Source organism: Vibrio sp. 10N.286.52.F8, assembly GCF_041468745.1.
Lineage (GTDB): Bacteria > Pseudomonadota > Gammaproteobacteria > Enterobacterales > Vibrionaceae > Vibrio > Vibrio crassostreae_C.
The window spans coordinates 209,225-228,500 of the sequence record NZ_JBFRJF010000036.1; the positions used below are offsets into that span (position 1 = coordinate 209,225).

At 44.9% G+C, this 19,276-nt stretch carries 16 protein-coding genes; 8 read left to right on the forward strand and 8 right to left on the reverse strand.

Annotation, left to right across the window (positions count from 1 at the left end; genetic code table 11):
• Window positions 1-148: 148 nt before the first annotated feature.
• The gene (locus tag AB4133_RS17895) at window positions 149-2,509 is read left to right on the forward strand and encodes a Lon protease family protein (RefSeq protein WP_137001363.1); all 2,361 of its coding nucleotides are present in this window, start codon (window positions 149-151) and stop codon (window positions 2,507-2,509) included.
• Between the two features lie 184 nt (window positions 2,510-2,693).
• Here the strand turns inward: AB4133_RS17895 and AB4133_RS17900 are convergent, their stop codons facing one another.
• Window positions 2,694-3,440 (reverse strand): flagellar brake protein, encoded by a 747-nt coding sequence (locus AB4133_RS17900; protein WP_017067648.1) that lies wholly within the window; start codon window positions 3,438-3,440, stop codon window positions 2,694-2,696.
• A gap of 274 nt (window positions 3,441-3,714) precedes the next feature.
• Between AB4133_RS17900 and AB4133_RS17905 the strand changes: the two genes are divergently transcribed.
• Genes AB4133_RS17905 through AB4133_RS17915 form a run of 3 tightly spaced genes read left to right on the forward strand, consistent with a single transcriptional unit; the run spans window position 3,715 to window position 6,300 of the window.
• Window positions 3,715-3,999, forward strand: a complete 285-nt coding sequence (locus AB4133_RS17905; RefSeq protein WP_371724941.1) for a GNAT family N-acetyltransferase — start codon at window positions 3,715-3,717, stop codon at window positions 3,997-3,999.
• A gap of 11 nt (window positions 4,000-4,010) precedes the next feature.
• Window positions 4,011-5,129 carry a phosphotransferase gene (locus tag AB4133_RS17910; RefSeq protein WP_372225211.1) on the forward strand — a complete coding sequence of 373 codons (1,119 nt, stop codon included), beginning with the start codon at window positions 4,011-4,013 and terminating at the stop codon, window positions 5,127-5,129.
• The gene (locus AB4133_RS17915) at window positions 5,119-6,300 is read left to right on the forward strand and encodes an MFS transporter (RefSeq protein ID WP_372129825.1); all 1,182 of its coding nucleotides are present in this window, start codon (window positions 5,119-5,121) and stop codon (window positions 6,298-6,300) included. The genes AB4133_RS17910 and AB4133_RS17915 overlap by 11 nt, the downstream gene beginning before the upstream one ends.
• 171 nt (window positions 6,301-6,471) lie before the next feature.
• Here AB4133_RS17915 and AB4133_RS17920 read toward each other — a convergent pair whose 3' ends face one another.
• The 5 genes from AB4133_RS17920 to AB4133_RS17940 all read right to left on the reverse strand — a co-directional run bounded on the left by AB4133_RS17920 (window position 6,472) and on the right by AB4133_RS17940 (window position 12,232).
• Entirely contained in the window at window positions 6,472-7,323 is an 852-nt protein-coding gene (locus AB4133_RS17920) for a DMT family transporter (protein WP_372225213.1), read from the reverse strand.
• A 367-nt stretch (window positions 7,324-7,690) separates the two neighbouring features.
• A complete protein-coding gene (locus AB4133_RS17925; RefSeq protein ID WP_372056015.1) occupies window positions 7,691-8,344 on the reverse strand; it encodes a hypothetical protein in 654 nt (217 codons plus the stop codon).
• A 73-nt stretch (window positions 8,345-8,417) separates the two neighbouring features.
• Window positions 8,418-10,100: a hypothetical protein gene (locus AB4133_RS17930; RefSeq protein ID WP_372102155.1), complete on the reverse strand. Its 1,683-nt coding sequence runs from the start codon at window positions 10,098-10,100 to the stop codon at window positions 8,418-8,420.
• Between the two features lie 171 nt (window positions 10,101-10,271).
• Entirely contained in the window at window positions 10,272-11,195 is a 924-nt protein-coding gene (locus AB4133_RS17935) for a LysR family transcriptional regulator (RefSeq protein WP_017071978.1), read from the reverse strand.
• A gap of 143 nt (window positions 11,196-11,338) precedes the next feature.
• Window positions 11,339-12,232: a DMT family transporter gene (locus AB4133_RS17940; RefSeq protein ID WP_372225216.1), complete on the reverse strand. Its 894-nt coding sequence runs from the start codon at window positions 12,230-12,232 to the stop codon at window positions 11,339-11,341.
• Window positions 12,233-12,355: 123 nt separating this feature from the next.
• On the opposite strand from AB4133_RS17940, the gene AB4133_RS17945 reads away from it, so the two are divergent.
• Window positions 12,356-12,838: a MarR family winged helix-turn-helix transcriptional regulator gene (locus AB4133_RS17945; protein WP_017061583.1), complete on the forward strand. Its 483-nt coding sequence runs from the start codon at window positions 12,356-12,358 to the stop codon at window positions 12,836-12,838.
• A gap of 99 nt (window positions 12,839-12,937) precedes the next feature.
• On the opposite strand, the gene AB4133_RS17950 is transcribed toward AB4133_RS17945, so the two are convergent.
• Window positions 12,938-13,378 (reverse strand): heme-binding protein, encoded by a 441-nt coding sequence (locus tag AB4133_RS17950; RefSeq protein WP_008220964.1) that lies wholly within the window; start codon window positions 13,376-13,378, stop codon window positions 12,938-12,940.
• A gap of 102 nt (window positions 13,379-13,480) precedes the next feature.
• Complete coding sequence (gene aceB, locus AB4133_RS17955; protein ID WP_372225218.1) at window positions 13,481-15,106, reverse strand: malate synthase A; 1,626 nt, start codon at window positions 15,104-15,106, stop codon at window positions 13,481-13,483.
• A 314-nt stretch (window positions 15,107-15,420) separates the two neighbouring features.
• Between aceB and gcl the strand changes: the two genes are divergently transcribed.
• The 3 genes from gcl (at window position 15,421) to AB4133_RS17970 (ending at window position 19,057) form a co-directional block, all read left to right on the forward strand.
• On the forward strand, window positions 15,421-17,193 hold the full coding sequence (gene gcl / locus AB4133_RS17960) for a glyoxylate carboligase (RefSeq protein WP_372225219.1): 1,773 nt from the start codon (window positions 15,421-15,423) through the stop codon (window positions 17,191-17,193).
• Between the two features lie 153 nt (window positions 17,194-17,346).
• A complete protein-coding gene (gene hyi / locus AB4133_RS17965; RefSeq protein WP_017065018.1) occupies window positions 17,347-18,123 on the forward strand; it encodes a hydroxypyruvate isomerase in 777 nt (258 codons plus the stop codon).
• A gap of 37 nt (window positions 18,124-18,160) precedes the next feature.
• Window positions 18,161-19,057 (forward strand): 2-hydroxy-3-oxopropionate reductase, encoded by an 897-nt coding sequence (locus AB4133_RS17970; protein WP_017067345.1) that lies wholly within the window; start codon window positions 18,161-18,163, stop codon window positions 19,055-19,057.
• Window positions 19,058-19,276 lie beyond the last annotated feature (219 nt).

Genomic DNA, 19,276 nt, shown 5'->3' on the forward strand with positions numbered 1-19,276 from the left:
AAATGACGAGCTATTCCTAAAAATGGCTTAAATTGTGTGTTATTTGTTCAGTTGAACAGCTGTGTAGCGTAAGTCACTAAATTTGTAGGAAATTACATCTACACTGATTTTATCTACACCCAAGTAATGAAGGACTAAGGAGGCGGCGATGGCGATGCAAAGACTCAATACAGAACAGCTGTATCAGGTAGCGGATTTAGATAAGCTACCATGTAAGTCGACCAAAGAACTGGCTCCAATTGACGAAATCGTCGGGCAGGAACGGGCACAAAAAGCCGTTGAGTTCGCGATGTCAATCAAGGAAAAGGGTTACAACATTTATGCGATAGGGCGAAATGGTCTGGGTAAACGCACCATGATCTTGCGCTATCTGAACCGTCACCCTCAAGAAGTGCAGGAGCTTTTTGATTGGTGTTATATCGCGAATTTCGAAGATATTCGTACACCTAAGGTACTGAAATTGCCTCGTGGCGTTGGCAGCAGCTTAAAGCAAGATATTGAAAAATTGATGCGTAAACTGCTGAAAGGTATGCCTCTAGCATTTGATAACGAGATGTACTTTAGCCGTGCTGACAGGCTTAAAAACCAATTAGCAGCTAAGCAACAAGCCGCGTTAGAAAGCATTAGCCAAGAAGCGAAAGACAAGGGCATTAACCTGACGATCACCACTCAGGGTGATTACCAGTTTGTGGCCATGAATGGTGATGATCTTCATACCGAAGAGAGCTTTGATCTGCTTTCGCCGGAAGAGCAAGACCAGTTCGATAAAACCATTGATGGATTGGAAGTCGGTCTGCGAACCATTTCTCGTGAGTTGACGGAACTTGAAGAAACGTACACTGAGAAAATTCAAAAACTGAATGATGATACGGCGCGAGACGTGATCACGCACTTCATCAAGCAATTGAAGAAGGATTACAGCCAATATCCAGACATTAAAAAGTACCTAACGGCACTGCGTAAAGACATTGTCGACAACGCTGACATCTTCTTAGAAGAGAGCACTGAGCAAGCCGAAGTTGCAACCGCTTCTTTGGATAAGAAAATGCCGCGTCGCTACAAGGTTAACGTGATTGTGAGCCAAAAGGAGGAGACTCTGCCGATCGTGGTGGAAGAGAATCCAAATTATCACTCTCTGTTTGGCTATGTAGAAACGGCAACGTTCAAGGGCACTGTCTTTACAGACTTCTCATTGATTCGTGCAGGTAGCTTACACAGAGCTAACGGTGGCGTATTGCTGATGGATGCGGTGAAGGTACTTGAGCAGCCGTACGTTTGGGAAGGCTTGAAGCGAGCGCTGCGTTCACGTCAATTGAGCTTCACTTCATTAGAAAAAGAGGTGACCTTAACGGGCGCGGTATCGCTTGATCCAGAACCGATTCCATTGGACGTTAAGATCATCCTGTTTGGCGATTACCGAACTTACCAACTGCTGCAGCACTACGATGCAGAGTTTGGTGAACTGTTCCGTGTGACGGCCGATTTTGAAGATGAGATGAAGCGTACTCCCGATTCTGAAATGCATTACGCGCGCTTTATTTCGAGCATCGTGCACGACAACAACATGCTGCATTGTGACCGCAAAGCGATTGCTCGCATCATTGAGCACAGCTCACGTCAGGCCGGTGACCAAGGCAAGCTATCGCTGCATTCGGCACATATTGCGAACCTGCTTCGTGAGTCTAACTACGTCGCGAGAGGGGCGAAATCGAACCTGATTCGTTCTACCCACGTCGACCAAGCACTGTCGAACCAACAGATGCGTGTAGGACGATTGCAAGACAGCGTAATGGAGACGTTTACCAACGGCACAACACTGATCCATGTTGATGGTCAGGCGGTTGGGCAAGTGAATGCGCTTTCTGTACTTAGTACGACGGATCATATGTTTGGTGCACCGAACCGAATCACGGCAACCACCGCTTACGGTGATGGTGAAGTGATTGATATTGAAAGAAACGTAGACCTAGGTGGCAGCATTCACTCAAAAGGCGTGATGATCTTGTCGGCTTACCTTTCTTCCGTATTTGGCAAGACAGCCAAAGTCCCGCTCACCACTAACATCACATTCGAGCAATCGTATGGTGGCGTCGATGGTGACAGTGCGAGTATGGCTGAGTTCTGTGCGGTGGTGTCAGCGTTTTCTAAGCAGCCAAACCGTCAAGACATCGCGATTACAGGCTCGATGAACCAGTTTGGTGAGTCTCAGCCTATTGGTGGTGTGAACGAGAAAATTGAAGGTTTCTTTGATGTGTGTGAAATCAAAGGGCGTTCAAACGAACAAGGGGTGATCATCCCGCGTTCAAATGTTCACAACCTGATGCTGCGTAGCGATATTGTGAAAGCGGTTGAAAAGGGCGAGTTTAATATCTGGGCGATTGACCATGTAACAGAAGCGATTGAACTGTTCACAGGCAAAGCCGCAGGTGAGGCGAGTGATGAGGGTAGTTATCCAATTGATACTATATTTGGTATCGCCCAAGCTAAACTGAACGCACTGCGCAAATAGTTTGAATATCTAGATACAAACTATTTGCTAAATAGATAGCTAAACAAATAAACAAACAGCCAAAACGCAAAAGCCATCGATTCTGAGTCGATGGCTTTTTTGTTGGTTGAGGTTTAGTTTGCCAGTGAGCTATTTGTATTTGGTCAGCTTACGGTATTCGGTAAAAGTTGCGTGTTAAATGGTGTTAACCGTTTCGCAAGCAGAGCTTGGTGCCATCGAACTTCAGTTTTGCCAATAAGTGTTTGGCGTTAGCTCTGCCAATATCATCAAATTCGACACCGTATCGAGCGTAGTGCGTCGATTTCTGTAAATTACAGACGATGCCTCGCAATGGCGGAATCAGTGGGCCATTGTAGTTCTCAGGGGTTATCTCAATAGACACGCGATCGGCAATCTGAATCGCACGAGAGGTTGGTGAGGTAACGAAACGACAACCACTTTTCGATAAGTCTCTTATCTCACAGTTTGCTCGCTGGTCGTTGAAGATGATTCTTGAAGCCAGATTCACTTCATAGCGTGTTTCTTTACGCAGCTGAGTCACTTGCATCGTGCTTGGTGTTGAAAGTACAAGAATAGGGAAGGGTTCACCAATCTTATGGTGAATTTGGCTTCTAAAGTGGATAAGCGCGCCTTCACCTCGTAGAGAATACGCACGAGCGGTCATCCAAAAACCTTCTTGAAAGAAAAAGTTCAGATCTTCATTGGATACCTCGGGAACCTCAACCACAATACAGTTATCACTGTGCGTTCCGATAAACCTGGTGGTGGCGAGAAACTTCGTGCCAACGGGAGTCGAGACATTTAATGTCAGCTCACTGCCGTGCTCAATCATGGCCAGTGCATCAGTGCTATTGATAGTGGAAACGGTGCGATTACGAGGGTCTTGAAGTGCCTGATTATGCTCCAAAGGCTTCTTCAGGGGTGCGTTCATTATATGTTCTCCATGCGCCAACATGCGTCTGTTAGTTATATTGGTAACTTGCTAACAAGGGGTTATTACGTGCTAGATTCAGTAGGTGTACTAACGCAATTTATAGAGTGCTTTTAATTGGTTTGAATTTTATTTATAACCACACGCTATAATAATATTTTCTTTGATTGTAAGTACTTAGTTTTATTTATATGCACTTGCGTTAGTCTATTACAAGGAATTCATACTTCAAACTTTAATTGTTTGTCGTATCCATTATTTGCAGGAGTTGAGAATGCAGGCAGTTAAATGGGATCAAGATGTGAACCAGATCACGGTTGAGTTAGAACCAGATCAGTTTGCGGTAGTTAAGTATAAAAAGGATGGCGATGTACTACATATCACGTCGACACGCATTCCTGATGAACTGCAAGGCAAGGGCTTTGGGAAGGTGATGATGGAGTCGGTATTGCCTGAAATTGAACAAGCGGGCTTCAAAATTGTGCCGGTTTGTAGCTATGTGGTTCACTACATGAATAGGCAGCCACAGTGGTCACACCTTCTATCCGATAAAGCATAACAACGAGTAATATGTCTCAATCAATATCGTCGAATAATCGAGCTCAACCTGAAGCGGGTTCAAGTCAAAATCAGCCAGAGCTTTATCAAAAAATAGCGACCTCGCTGGGTTGTCATGAAGGGTTTGATGTCCAAGTGATTCAACGCCTATGGGGTGGATATGGCGAGTTAGTTCGCTTAGTCTTTTCTCAAGAAAGCAGTGCGGAACTCAAGAGTGTGATTGTTAAACATGTCGCGTTGCCAGATAAAGCTGAACACCCAAAGGGTTGGAATACCAAACTCTCTCACCAACGAAAGGTACACTCTTACCAAGTGGAAACAGCTTGGTATCAGTCATTCACCCAACAATGGGACGAGCGCTGCCCTGTACCTGTTGGGCTGCAATGTGAACTAGAAGAGAATGAGTGGCTGATAGTGATGCAAGACTTAGCGGATATTGGCTTCCCGTTGATCTCTCAGTTTGATGTGCTTGCTGCTTCTGACTATCAGGCATCTAGTTACTCAAGAGAAGAGCAAAAACAACGCGATGCTTGCCTTAAATGGCTCGCTAACTTTCACGCAAAGCATATCAATATCAATCAAGAGCAGTTGTCATCATTGTGGCAAGTCGGTACTTATTGGCATCTAGATACACGTCCTGATGAGCTCAATGCCTTGGCTGATTTACCATTGAAGAATCAAGCCAAGCACATCGACCGTTTACTCAAAGAGTGTCCATATCAAACCTTAGTCCATGGCGATGCCAAGCTCGCCAATTTTTGTTTTGATTCTGAAAGCGAGCGAGCAGCTGCGGTCGATTTCCAATATGTGGGTTACGGCTGTGCGATGAAAGACGTCGCCTTGTTCATGAGCAGCGCGATTAGGCCACAAGATTGCGCAGAGCTTGAATCAGAAGTACTAGATGCTTACTTCCACTACTTGAAAGAGGCATTGGCGTACTATCAGCCACACCTTTCATTTGATGAGGTAGAAGCAGCATGGCGACCAATGCTTTACGTGGCGTGGGCCGATTTCCAACGTTTCGTAAAAGGCTGGAGCCCAGAGCATTGGAAGATTAACCCTTATACTGAGCAGTTGACCTTACGAGTGCTCACTCAATTAGACGAACAGGAGTCCGTCAATGTTCGATAGAACCGCGAGTTGGAAAACGCCGCAAAACTTTTTATTACTGATTTCGATTGTTGTACCGATCGCGTTTTCGAGCTGGATGGCTTTACTTAATAACTTCGTGATTGAGAAGGCGAACTTTGATGGTGCGGATATTGGCTTGCTGCAAAGTGTGCGTGAGATCCCGGGTTTCTTAGCGTTTACCGTAGTGTTTGTGTTGGCATTCATTCGTGAGCAACGCTTCATGTTGATATCGCTGGCGATGCTCACTGTAGGCACCGCGATTACGGGTCTGTTCCCCTCACTCACTGGATTGTTGCTGACTACCATTTTAATGTCGACGGGCTTTCACTATTTTGAAACGCTCAAGCAGTCTTTGTCACTGCAATGGTTGAGTAAAGAAGAAGCGCCCGAGATGCTGGGTAAAATGATCTCCGTTGGCGCGTTGGCCTCATTAATCACTTATGGCTCAATTTGGGTGATGTTAGAACAGCTCAAGCTCGATTTTGCATGGGTGTACGGTATTACTGGGGGTATTGGTTTTATTCTGATATTGGTGATGACCTTTGGTTTCCCTGAATTTCAAACCAAGACGCCACAGAATAAGAAGTTGGTGCTGCGAAAGCGTTACTGGCTCTACTACGCGCTAACGTTTATGAGCGGTGCGAGAAGACAAATCTTCACTGTGTTTGCAGGCTTCTTGATGGTAGAGAAGTTTGGTTACTCGGCTGCCGACGTCACATTGTTGTTCTTGGTTAATTACCTATTTAACTTCTTGTTTGCGAAGCGCATTGGTCGATTTATCGGTGTGGTTGGCGAGCGTAAAGCGTTGATCTTCGAGTATGTTGGCTTGATTGGTGTGTTTGTCGGTTATGGTTTGGTGCAAAGCGCGGAATGGGCGGCGGCACTTTACGTGATCGATCACCTGTTCTTTGCATTGGCGCTGGCGATCAAAACTTACTTCCAGAAAATCGCAGACCCGGCAGACATGGCATCAACTGCTGGTGTCTCTTTCACCATCAATCATATTGCAGCGGTCGTTATTCCAGTGGTGTTTGGTGTGATTTGGTTGTCTTCTCCTGCAACGGTTTTCTATATTGGTGCAGTGATGGCCGTGGTTTCTCTAGCGCTATCTTTAAACATTCCGAAGAAACCTGAAGAGGGCAACGAAGTGCGAATGTTTAGCTGGCGCTAATGTTGGTCTCGATATTATGAAATAAGCAAAAAGCTCCAATAGTGATATTGGAGCTTTTTGTTTATGTGGGATATGTATATCTAATCCGCAAAATAGGTTTCACGCGGATCAGTTTCTTACGGTTTTTAATTCGGTACGCAGCTTGAAAATTCCCTTTGGTGCCTTGGTGAGTCAAATGCCGCAAAGCAGGGGGATCATCATAAACAATGATTGTTCAGACAGAACTTCACCGTTGACGTAACAAGATATTAGCAGCGCTACTACCGGGAAAATCAAAAAGCAGATAGACGCTTGGAAAGGGGTCGAAACCTGTCCTAATTTGAAGTAAGCCACAACGCCGCCAACACTCGCGACAAAGCCTAGGTAAACCACGGCTGAGATTGAATCCCCAGTGAAGGATTCAACATTCACGTTTTCACCTACAGCTGAAACAGCGAATAAGAATAAAGCAGCAATCAGGCTCGGTACGGCGTTGTAGGTTAGTACTTCAATACCTTTGCAGTGCTTTTGAACCAGCACATACATCACTGCGTGAATCGCAACAGCAAGGCCTAAGCAAACCGTGCCAATTAGGTAGTCATCGCCACCCATCTGCATTTCATTACCAAGGATTAGACATAGGCTCACAACAGCAGCGATCAACCCGAATATCTGGTGCTTCGCTAGTCGTAGACCTAAGAATAAGCCAGACATCAACATCACAGCCACAGGCATGTTGGCGAAGATGATCGACGCTAAACCTGAAGAGATGTATTGCTCGCCATAGATCATCAACGTAAACGGAATCGCGAAATACATCAACGCAACAATAAGCAGCCATTGGCGCTTACCTTTAGGGAACAGCAGTGGTTGGTTGAAGACTTTCGCCAATACTGCAAGCAGAGGTGCTGCAAGTAAAAAGCGCAACGCAGTAGCAAAAATAGGTGGGATAGAATGCAATGCTACTTCCATAGCGAACCAAGTGGTTCCCCAAATTAAGCAAACAGAGACAAAAAGCAAAATAGTTAGCGACTTCGAATTCATGGTGACTACTCATTAATAATTATTTTAAATCATAAGCTTGTGGCGCATTAACGACGTGGCACAGTATAAGTAGGTCGTCGGAGAAAGTTTTTGTCTTTTTATCTCTAATTGAAATGAAATATAGAAATTAAATCTCTAATGTAATCTTTTTTAATAATTTATTTTCACAAAGGCAGGGTGAGTTAAAGTTATTGTTCTTTTTGAGGGGTTGGTGGGAGATAGAAGGTTGAAATTGAGGCTGAAGTGAGAACATTATTTAAGGTGATTGTTTTATTCTTGCTTGGTACTAAAGACTTAGTACGAGGCAAAAAGCCCCTTTATTTAATCAGACTATAAAGGGGTGAGAGCTACCACACGAAACGGTAAACTAAAAACGAAGGTTGAAGCCTAGCTCAACGATGCCATCAGAACGGGTACGGTCACTTGGACTAACGCGCTTTTGACCGAATGTATATTTCACATACGGTTCCACCCATTTGGGTTTCAGCGTAAAAGTGACGTCTTGGCTGTTGTAATAACCTTTTGACCCCGTTAATTGGCGGTCATGACTGAATGAATAAGCAAAGTTCATAAACTGTGTGGGAGAGTAACTGGTCCCAATGGTACTTTTCCATTCTCGGCTCGCATCACTTAAATCGAATAAAGGGAATTTTCGCCATTCATGGGATGTGTTACCAAATACCATTATGTTGTTGGTTAGAGCTGTTCCGCTGAATAAGCCAATATCATAAATATCAAAAAAATCGGCACGACCATAGCTGATGAAAGCTTCTGTGTAGTAATCACCTAGCATTACGCCATAGCCTGTACCTAGTTCTAAATATCCTTCAGAATCTATTTCTGCACTGATGTTCACTTCTTCAGTTGCTTGAATTACGCCGGATACTGTACCTATCCAGTTGTCTCCAGCTTTAGCTGTTTGAAAACTTAAACTCGGCTCGTGGTAGCTTAATGTTTGTAATTGATGGTCGTTTGCATATATGGCGAAGGGCATCAATAAAGTGATCAATAGTCGTTTCATCGTGTTCTCAACTCTCAAATAAAAAGGAGCCGCTAATAAGCGGCTCCTTTGCTTTTATATTTATTATTTTTTATTAGCTGCGGTTAGCGCGGTCTTTTACTGCTTGTTTAATTTGCTGACGTTGCTCTTGAGAAAGAGATTGAATCTTACCTTTTAACTCTTGCTTCTGGATATCTGAAAGGCCTCTTACTTTATCCTGTGCCGTGTTTTTAATATCATCAATACTTTGTTTCTTGCCGGTCAACAGGTAGTAACCTAGAGAGTATGGAGCTTTCCCTAATTCATCGACTTCAATAGCAATGATGTGTAGCATCTTAGCTGTATTTTCTGGTGACTGCTTAGCCCAAGCTAACGTAGAGTCTTTTTGAGTTTGCCATAGAGCCCTGCGAGCGTCGTCATTAATAACGTCACCACTTTGGTTTACTAAGAACACAGTAACAAGAGCTTTTTGCTCATCAATGGATAGTAATTCAGCTGCTTGTTTATAAGCGTCCATAGTTGCTTTTGAAACTGTTTTTGTTCCTTCTGGCCCAACAATTACACCACCAGTTACGCCATTATCTTTGATCTCGACTTCAGTACCATCTAGAAGAGTGACAGTAAGAGTATTGCCATCGAGGTCATAACCAATAGTTGGTAATTCGTTAGACGCTTCACCTTCAATAGGGTTTATTGGAGCTGGACGTTCAATTGGGTTCTCAATATTTGGTTTGCCAGTTATTGCAGCGAAAAGGCGTCCATCGTCATTACGGAACGTAATTTCTGCGCCATTTTCTAAGCTTACAACAAAACCGAGCTCTTGCATTTCAGCGTGAGCGATAACTTCGCCATCCATATTAGTGATTGTTCCATCAGCATTGAGCACAGCTCCGCTATCTGAACTTGGGTGGTATAAAACACCATCTTTTAAAATCAGTGTCTCACCGTTGTCTAGAGTAATGATAGTTGTGCCTAAAACGTCATCTATATCACCGTAAGTAGGCGCGGAATCAGGGCCTTCGTGTTCATGACCGTGGCCAAAAACAGTAGCGATTAAACGGCCGTCTTCATGGCGAATAATAATTTCTTCACCGCGAGGAGTATTGAATGTTAAATGTGTAATTTGACCATCAGTACGATGAGTTTCTACCGTGATCCCAGTGCTTTCACCAGACATCGTTAGCACTTCACCATCTACGATTTTGTGAGTTGGTTTAGCATCTGAACCGTTGATGTTAAGGTAATAAGCATCCTCTCCTTGGATGACCCACATGTAGTTACCGTTGTCACCTTCGATAAGCGCTACAGGCATTCCAAGGTCGTCTACAATCATGTAATTAGCAAAGAATTCATTGCCAGCAGAAGGTCCCCATTCGTCATCACCAAATTCTGGGTCTAACACTGAACCTTCGATGATCAATCGGCCATTTTCAACAGCTAATGTATATGATTTATCGTTGATATAAACGGTCGCAACACTATTGTCTGTAACCACTGTGCCAACGATATCGCCATTCGCGTCGACAACAACATCACCTTGGATAGTGAATACTTCACCATTTACAGCTACTACAGCGTTACCTTCACCATCTCCAATCACTACAGCATTGTTACCTTCATCGCCGATGATATATGCTGTTCGTAGTTCTTCGTTGTAAATAACATCAGCAACGCCAACCTGTGGTTCAGGACTTGTACCGTTATCGCTGCTACCAGAAGAAGAACAGCCAGCAAGGAATGTCGCTGCGATAGCAGTGCTTAGTAGTTTTAGTTTCATGGTTTACTCTCAAATAATTGTATAGGAACAAGGTTTGCTTCTTGCAGTGTTATGTGGCGTTCCTAGCCGATGAGAGAAGTATATGGACTGAATAAAAAAGCCTCTAATTCCTTAAAAGAATAGAGGCCTTAACGATTAGTTATTAATGAAACAGAGTAAAGAGGGTGATAACTACTGGTTATTATTGAGAAGGTTATCCAATATCTTCTTAAGCCATAGAGTTGTAGGACTGTTACGATGTTTGTGGTGAAAGTATGCACACACGATAGGGTTGATATCCTTGTTGTCAAATAAGATGTCGATGGCCCGTAAGGAGGTTTTCTTCTCTATGCCTAAAAATTTCGAGGCAGGGAACATCATGTCGGAGTTTTGTACTACATCAATAACCGCTGATGGCAGCTCTGAACGGAAGCCTATTCTTGCTTCTAGTCCTTTGATTTTCATTATTTTTTCTGCAAGTGTTTGATGAGAGTTCCAATCTATCGCAATAATTGTAGCTAGCTCAAACTTAACGCCATCTTTGATTTCAATAAAATCTTTCTGATAAGGATGGCCTTCTCTCAAGTAACCTTTAAAACTGTCTTGGGCTATCGGTTGTTGTAAGAGCTCCTTGGGGGCGTGGTTAATTTCATAATTGAAACCAATCAGCACCTCATCATTAATGATGTCAGCCATCGTTGTTTTAGACCAGCTTAATAGCTGAACTTGAACATGCGGAGCTTGAGAGCGAATTGCTTTGAATAACTTACTTGATAGTGAGCTAAGGAGGAAAGGAGATAACGCTAACTTGAGGGGCCCGCGTAGTTCACTAGGGTTGAATTCATTACTATTATTGAGTGCTGAAGAAAGATCATCCAAGATTGGTGAAATGCTTTCCGCTAACATTGTCGCGTGATCAGTCGCGCGCAAGCCATGGTGTGTTTTTACAAACAGTTCATCGTCAAAATGGTCACGCAGCCTTTGTAGGGCTTTACTGACCGCTGGTTGAGATACAAAGAGACGTTCAGCTGCTTTTCGCATGTTTCGTTCTTGATGCAAGATGATAAAAGTGCGAAGAAGATTTAAGTCTAAGTTGGAGAAGAGATCTTTTGCCATATCGAACGCCTGAATTGATGATTGAATTCATAATAAGGTGTGCGTCGTTAGAGAACAAATAGATATATTATATAGATGTGAAGTCGGTAAAATAAAACCCGCACTTGGCGGGTTTTTGTGTAGGTCGTTACTATATGTAAATTCTATTGCGTAACAGGCTTAACTTGTTTGGTTTGTCTTACTGCAAGGATAAGCTGCGGCATCAATGACATCACGATCATGCCAGTCATTAGTGAATATTGGACTGGAGTAAATGATTCACCCATTAACACCATACCGGTCAAGATGCCCGCAACTGGGTTTGCAATACCGCCGAAGGTGAAATCAACCACCGACATACGTTGTAGCAACCACACATACATGCCGTAACCCAGCGCTGTGTTCAGTCCAATCACCCACAATAGACCCATAGCGTTGCGAGTATCGAAATGAGTGACAGCATTAATATAAGGCTGTGGGTCGATGAATGCATGAACGCCAGACGCGACAGACAAAATCGTACCACCCAGAATCAACTGCCACGTTAATACCTTCCACCAGTGCATGCGGTTACCCAGTGACTTGGTAATGCTGCTGCCGATGACAATACACATTATTGCGGCGAACATTGCGCCTAAACCGATTGGGTTCAGAGCAATTTGGCTTGGGTTAAACAGTATCCACGCTAAGGTGATCAAGCCAATACCCGAAAGGGCCTGAATCAGATGCGGGCGCTGTTTTTTCACTACCCAGTGGAAGATCATCGCGAACACCGGCACGGAGATCATGCCCACGCCAGAGATTGCCGAAGGCAGCGTTAGCGCCATCACGAAGATCAAGCCAAAGAAGGTCGCGATATTGATAAGGCCCAGTGTGAAAATGATTTGCCACTCGCCTTTTTTAGGCAGTGTTGGTTTTACTGCTAGCAATAACAAACCAGCAGGTAACGCACGCAAAGCACCCAATAATAATGGTGGCCACTCCTGTAGCGTAAATTGCGTCACTGCATAAGTTGTTCCCCAAAAGAAAGCGGGGATCATTGCTAATAATATGTTCATTTAAAATATCTTTACGTTAAGATAACTATTGTGTGAACTGTATACTGAGAACTAGTGGTTGTAAAGTATCTTTATGTTAAACTAGTTTGAAGTAATCAGACTAACAACGGAGCGAGATTGCAAATGGATGCTATCGACCGCGTAGTAGAGCAATGGGCAAAGGAAAAGCCCGAACTAGATACTGAGCCTATGGCAATGATGGGTCGGATTATGCGTATTGCCAAGTATATGGAGACGCAAGTTGCCGAGCTTCATAAAAAATACGACATGAAGCTGGGTGAGTTTGATGTGCTGGCGACGTTGCGACGTTCTGGGAAGCCTTACCGACTGACGCCATCTGAACTGATTGGATCCATGATGCTGACATCTGGCGCGATGACCAATCGCCTTGATAAGCTAGAAGCCAAAGGGCTGATCAGTCGTGAACACAGCAAAGAAGACAGACGCAGCGTGAGTGTTCAGTTAACAAAAGATGGTCTTATTCTGATTGACCAAATGATGACTGAACATGTCGAAATGCAGAAAAAACTGGTTAAATCATTGTCTGCGAGTCAGAAGAAGAACACCAACCAACTTCTGAAAACATGGTTGAGCGCGTACGAGTAGTTTTTCTGATCTTCCTTTAGATTCAATAAAAAACCGAAGCTTAATCGCTTCGGTTTTTTTGTGCTTGTTTAAGAACTTCAAGTACAGCGAATTGGCGAGTTAAGCTTGCAGCATCTCGTCACTGAACAGTTCTGCACAACCAATGCCGTTGATGGCGCAACTTTCGTCGATGTCTGAGATGTCACCGCTGACCCCAATCGCACCAAGTACCGTTTTATCCTTATCTCGAATCAGTAGGCCCCCTGGCACTGGCACCATGTTTCCGTGTGCGAGTACGTTTACGGCGGAGATGAATGCTGGTCGGTTGTCAGCATCTTGGGCGAGTTTTCTAGAGGAACAACCCAGTGCGAGTGCCCCCCACGCTTTAGCGATCGCGATGTCTGGTCGCATCATGCTAGAGCCGTCTTGACGTTGCAGAGAAATCAGCTTGCCACCGCTGTCTAAGACGGCGACCGTCAAAGGTTCTGTGTGGATTTTGTTTCCTGCTTTTAAGGTTCCATCGATGATGGTTAACGCTTGTTGTAGAGTCAAACTTCCCATGTTATCTCCTAGTTTTTCAAGGGGCATACGTACCAAGCTCAGCCAGCCAATCATTACGCTTGTTGTGAATATCATTGACTGATTCAGCTCGGTACAAGAGTCCTAACTGGACTCTTGTAATAGCCCATAGCTGGGTAAAGTTAGGAAGGCAGCGAACTCTTCGGCTGTAGAAAGTTGATAGAAAAGATCAGCTGTCTCTTCAAATCGACCTGCTGTATAGCGCGAGTCTCCGACTTCATGTTTTATCGTGTCTAGCTCTTGGTAAAGCCAAGAGTGGAATAATGATTTGGTAAAGGTTTGGCCATCATCGAGTGTTACCCCGTGGTGGATCCACTGCCAGATATTGGCTCTTGAGATCTCAGCAGTCGCGGCATCTTCCATGAGGCCGTAGATAGGCACACAGCCGTAGCCTTGAATCCAAGCTTCGATGTAATACAGCGCGATGCGTATATTCTTACGTACTCCTACTTCGTCGCGACTGCCCTCACAAGGCTTTAGCAACGAGTCTGCATTGATCACATGCTCTGGGCTTTGGAAATCCATTTGGTTTACTTTGCCATCTAAGTGCTTATCAAAGATCGACATTGCCAAATCAACCAGTGCAGGGTGTGCGACCCATGTGCCATCATGTCCGTTCTGAGATTCTCTTTGTTTATCTTCGATAACCTTGGCGGTTACACGTGCCATTTCTTGCGGGTCTTTTGCTGGAATAAAGGCTGACATCCCACCCATTGCTAATGCGCCACGAGCGTGACAAGTGCGCACCAACAGTTGGCTATAGGCGTTGAGGAATTCTTGATCCATGCCGATCCCGTGGCGGTCTGGCAAGATGCGGTCTTTATGGTTTTTCAGCGTTTTGATGTAGCTGAAGATGTAATCCCAACGGCCACAGTTCATCGCTACGATATGATCACGCATGGCGTATAAGATCTCTTCCATTTGGAATACGGCTGGCAGAGTTTCAATCAACACGGTCGCACGAATGGTGCCTTTGGGTACGTGGAAATAGTTTTCGGTGAAGCTGAAAATATCGTCCCACCACTGTGCTTCTTCCATGCTCTCAAGCTTGGGAATGTAGTAGTAAACACCTAAGCCTTGTTTTGCACGTGACTGATAGTTATGGAAAAAGTACAAAGCGAAGTCCATCAAGCAACCGCCGATAGGCTGATTGTTGAATTGAATGGACTGCTCTGGCAAGTGAATGCCTCGTGGGCGTGCGATCAGCAGTGCAGGATCGTCGTTTAATTGGTAACGCTTCTGCTTCTTCTCATCGAAGTAACTAATGGTGCCAAGGTTGGCGTCTCTTAGGTTGATTTGCCCTTCGACCATATTGGCCCAAGTCGGGGAAGACGCATCCTCAAAGCAACACATGAAGACTTTTGCGCCTGAATTTAGCGCGTTGATCACCATCTTTCTTTCGATAGGTCCGGTGATCTCTACGCGGCGATCCAGTAACTCTGGCGGCGGTGTAGCCACTTTCCACTCTTTATTCTGGCGAATGGAAATGGTGTCCTTTCTGAAATTGGGTAACTTACCGTTGTCATATTGAGTTTGTTTTATTTCGCGGTCATTTAGCAGGGTATGACGGCGATCTCCAAACTTATTAACAAGGGCTTCTAAGAACTTTAATGCATCTTTAGACAAGATCTCTTTGTACTCGGAGTTGTCCATCTTCCCAAGCACCTGCATACACAGCACATCTTCTCTCTCTTTCACGTCATTCATCATTGCTTGTCTCCTTTACACAATACGATGTCATTTTGTATACAAAATGCTCTTTTTAAGGATATTTATATTGCATAAATTGTAAACAAGCAAAGGGTATTTAACATTTATTTATCATTTGATCTTTTTGTGATTTATTTTTACGTAAAGATATTTTATGTAAAGCAATGAATTGTAAGCTTTTCAGGCTTAATTGCTGTTCAATAGGATAGGTTGATGTAACAAAATTGTTTCAAATTGGACTTGATAAATGCTGAGGATGATTCATAGTACACAAAAGTTAGTTTAATTGTATACAATATGAAATGGAGGTTCGAATGGCAATTATGAAAGCGATTGAAGCAGCGGTAGAAGTGCTTAAACGTGAAGGTGTAGACATCGCATTTGGTGTTCCCGGCGCAGCAATTAACCCTATGTATGCGGCTATGAAAAAGCTTGGAGGAATCGACCACGTCTTAGCTCGACATGTAGAGGGTGCATCGCATATGGCCGAAGGGTACACGCGTACCAATCAAGACAATATCGGTGTGTGTATTGGTACCTCTGGCCCTGCGGGAACGGACATGATCACGGGGCTTTATTCGGCGTCTGCAGATTCAATCCCAATCCTATGTATTACAGGTCAGGCTCCGCGTGCTCGCCTTCACAAAGAAGACTTCCAAGCGGTTGATATTGAATCTATCGCTAAACCAGTCACTAAGTGGGCGACTACGGTTCTTGAACCGGCTCAAGTGCCACGTGCATTCCAAAAAGCCTTTCATTTAATGCGTTCGGGTCGTCCGGGTCCAATCCTGATTGATCTACCGATTGATGTTCAGCTGGCTGAGATTGAATTTGATATCGATATCTATGAACCGCTAGAACCTTATAAGCCACAAGCGACACGCGCGCAGGTTGAGAAAGCATTAACCATGATGTCTCAATCGGAAAAACCGCTGATTGTATCGGGTGGTGGCGTGATTAATGCTGGCGCGTCCGAATTGTTGCAACAGTTTGCCGAGATCACTGGAGTTCCTGTGATTCCAACCTTGATGGGTTGGGGCTCGATCCCAGATGATCATGAATTAATGGCAGGCATGGTAGGGCTACAAACTTCTCACCGTTACGGTAACGAAACCATGCTGAACTCTGATTTTGTGTTTGGTGTCGGTAACCGATGGGCAAACCGTCATACCGGCTCTGTCGATGTTTACACCGAAGGCCGAAAGTTTGTTCACGTTGATATTGAACCGACGCAAATTGGCCGCGTGTTCTGCCCAGATTTAGGCATTGTCTCTGATGCGAAAGCAGCGCTAGAGCTAATGGTTGAAGTGGCGCAAGAGTGGCGTGACGCTGGCAAATTGCCGAACCGAAATGCTTGGGCAAGCGAGTGTCAGGAACGCAAATCGACCATGCTGCGTAAAACCAATTTCGATGAAGCACCAATGAAACCGATGCGTGTTTATGAAGAGATGAACAAGGCATTTGGTCGTGACACTTGTTATGTGAGCACCATTGGTTTGTCGCAAATTGCTGCCGCTCAGTTCCTACATGTTTATAAGCCGCGTAATTGGATCAACTGTGGTCAAGCTGGCCCATTGGGTTGGACAACACCAGCCGCATTAGGTGTACGAGCAGCCGATCCAAATCGCGATATTGTCGCTATCTCTGGAGATTACGATTTCCAATTCATGATTGAAGAACTGGCAGTCGGCGCGCAATTCAATCTGCCATACATTCATGTGTTGGTGAACAACTCGTATTTAGGCTTGATTCGCCAAGCGCAACGTCAATTTGATATCGATTACTGTGTACAACTGGCGTTCGATAACCAGAATGCGCCAGAGCTTGAAGGCTACGGTGTTGACCATGTAGCCGTTGTTGAAGGCTTAGGTTGTAAGGCGATTCGAGTTCGTGAACCAGAGCAAATTGCGGCAGCGTTTGAGCAAGCCAAAGAGCTGATGAACAAGCACAAGGTGCCAGTGGTCGTTGAGCTGATTCTTGAGCGAGTAACCAACATTGCGATGGGCGTAGAGATCAATGCCATCAACGAATTTGAGCCACTTGCCGAAAGCCGCGGCGATGCCCCAACAGCGTTAGCGTACAAGTAATCATTAAGTCATGTGTATACGTAGAGCTGAGGTTTAGCTCTACGGAAAGTCTCCAAGAAATCGGAGCCTTACTAAGCAACCGTAGCTCCATCAAATAACCGTTGCTTCACTAAACAGTCATAGTTTCACCAAATAAAGAATAAGGACAGAGTCATGGCAAAATTTGCAGCAAACTTGTCAATGTTATTCACGGAAGTTGATTTTATGGATCGCTTTGAAGCTGCCGCAGAAGCGGGCTTTCAAGGTGTCGAATACCTTTTCCCATATGCCTTTGATGCGGATGAGATTAAACAAAAGCTCGAGGCTAATAACCTAGAGCAAGTGCTATTTAACTTGCCTGCGGGTGATTGGGACGCTGGCGACCGCGGTATCGCGGTAGACCCAGCAAGAGTTGAAGAGTTTCAAGCGGGTGTACCTAAAGCCATCGCTTACGCAAAATCGCTCGGCTGTGCTCAAGTGAATTGCTTGGCCGGGATTGTTCCGCAAGGTGTGACCCAACAAGATGCGCAATCGGCGTTTGTGATTAACCTGCATTACGCGGCGAACGCGCTAGCAGCAGAAGGCATTAGCTTAGTGATAGAGGCGATCAATACCCGTGATATTCCGGGCTTCTTCTTGAACACGACTGAGCAAGCCAAAGCGATCATCAAAGAGGTAGGGAGCGATAACCTTTCTATCCAATACGATATTTATCACATGCAGATTATGGAAGGCGATCTTACGCCGACCATGCAGCAGAACATTGGTCAAATCGCACACGTTCAACTGGCTGACAATCCAGGTCGACACGAACCGGGGACTGGAGAAATCAATTACCCATTCGTGCTCAATTATCTTGATGAGCTTGGTTATCAAGGCTGGGTTGGCTGCGAATACAAGCCAAAAACAACGACGACAGAAGGCCTTGGTTGGCTACACCAGTACCGTTAATTGCGTCTGGTAACCCTCAAACGTTAAGGAGAACAACATGTCTAAAATTGCATTTATCGGAACTGGCATCATGGGGAAACCTATGGCGAGTAACCTTCAAAAAGCAGGTCACGATTTGATTCTGTCGGATCACTTTAATGCAGCACCTGCCGATCTTGTGGCAGCGGGTGCAACGGTCTGCCACTCACCAGCGGAAGCGGCTGAAGCAGCGGATATCATTATCCTAATGGTGCCGAATACCCCTCAAGTGGAAGATGTCCTGTTTGGTGACAACGGTGTTGAGAAAGGCCTAATGGCGGGCGGTGCAGCTGGAAAACTGGTTATCGACATGAGTTCAATTTCGCCAATCGCGACCAAAGCAATTGCAGCGCGAATCAATGAAGGTGGTGCTTCATACCTTGATGCACCGGTATCAGGTGGCGAAGTAGGCGCTATTAATGCAGCGCTGACTATCATGGTTGGTGGTGAGCAAGACGCCTTTGACAAAGCACGTCCGCTATTTGAAATCATGGGTAAGAATATTACGCTGGTGGGCGACAACGGTGCGGGTCAAACCTGTAAGGTGGCGAACCAGATCATTGTTGCTCTGAATATCGAAGCCGTGTCTGAGGCGTTAGTCTTTGCTTCGAAAGCAGGCGCTGATCCAGCGCGAGTACGTCAGGCTTTATTAGGTGGCTTTGCTAACTCTAAGATATTGGAAGTGCACGGTGAGCGTATGGTTGAAGGCACATTCGACCCGGGCTTTAGAATCTCACTTCACCAAAAAGACCTCAACTTAGCGCTAACGGGCGCACAAGAGCTAGGGGTTGCACTACCTAATACGGCTAACGCTCAAGAGTTGTTTGGCGAGTGTGCCGAAATGGGTGGCGAAGGTTGGGACCACTCTGCGCTTATCCAAGCGATTGAGAAACGTTCTGACCACTCGATTCGTTAATCTAGTTAACGGTTTGTCCGTTTAGTGGTTAGTCAATCAACCGATTATCCGTTAATTAATTAGGGCTGCTATCGATTCGTAGCCCAACAGTTTGTTTATAAATCGCGTAGTTTCGTCTCCTTTTATACGCGTTCCTGATACGAGGCAGAGGTTGAAGTTGTTCCTTTCCAACTTGATCTTAGCAGGCACCCTTTGGCCTTGTATCGGGGTTCTTTTTTT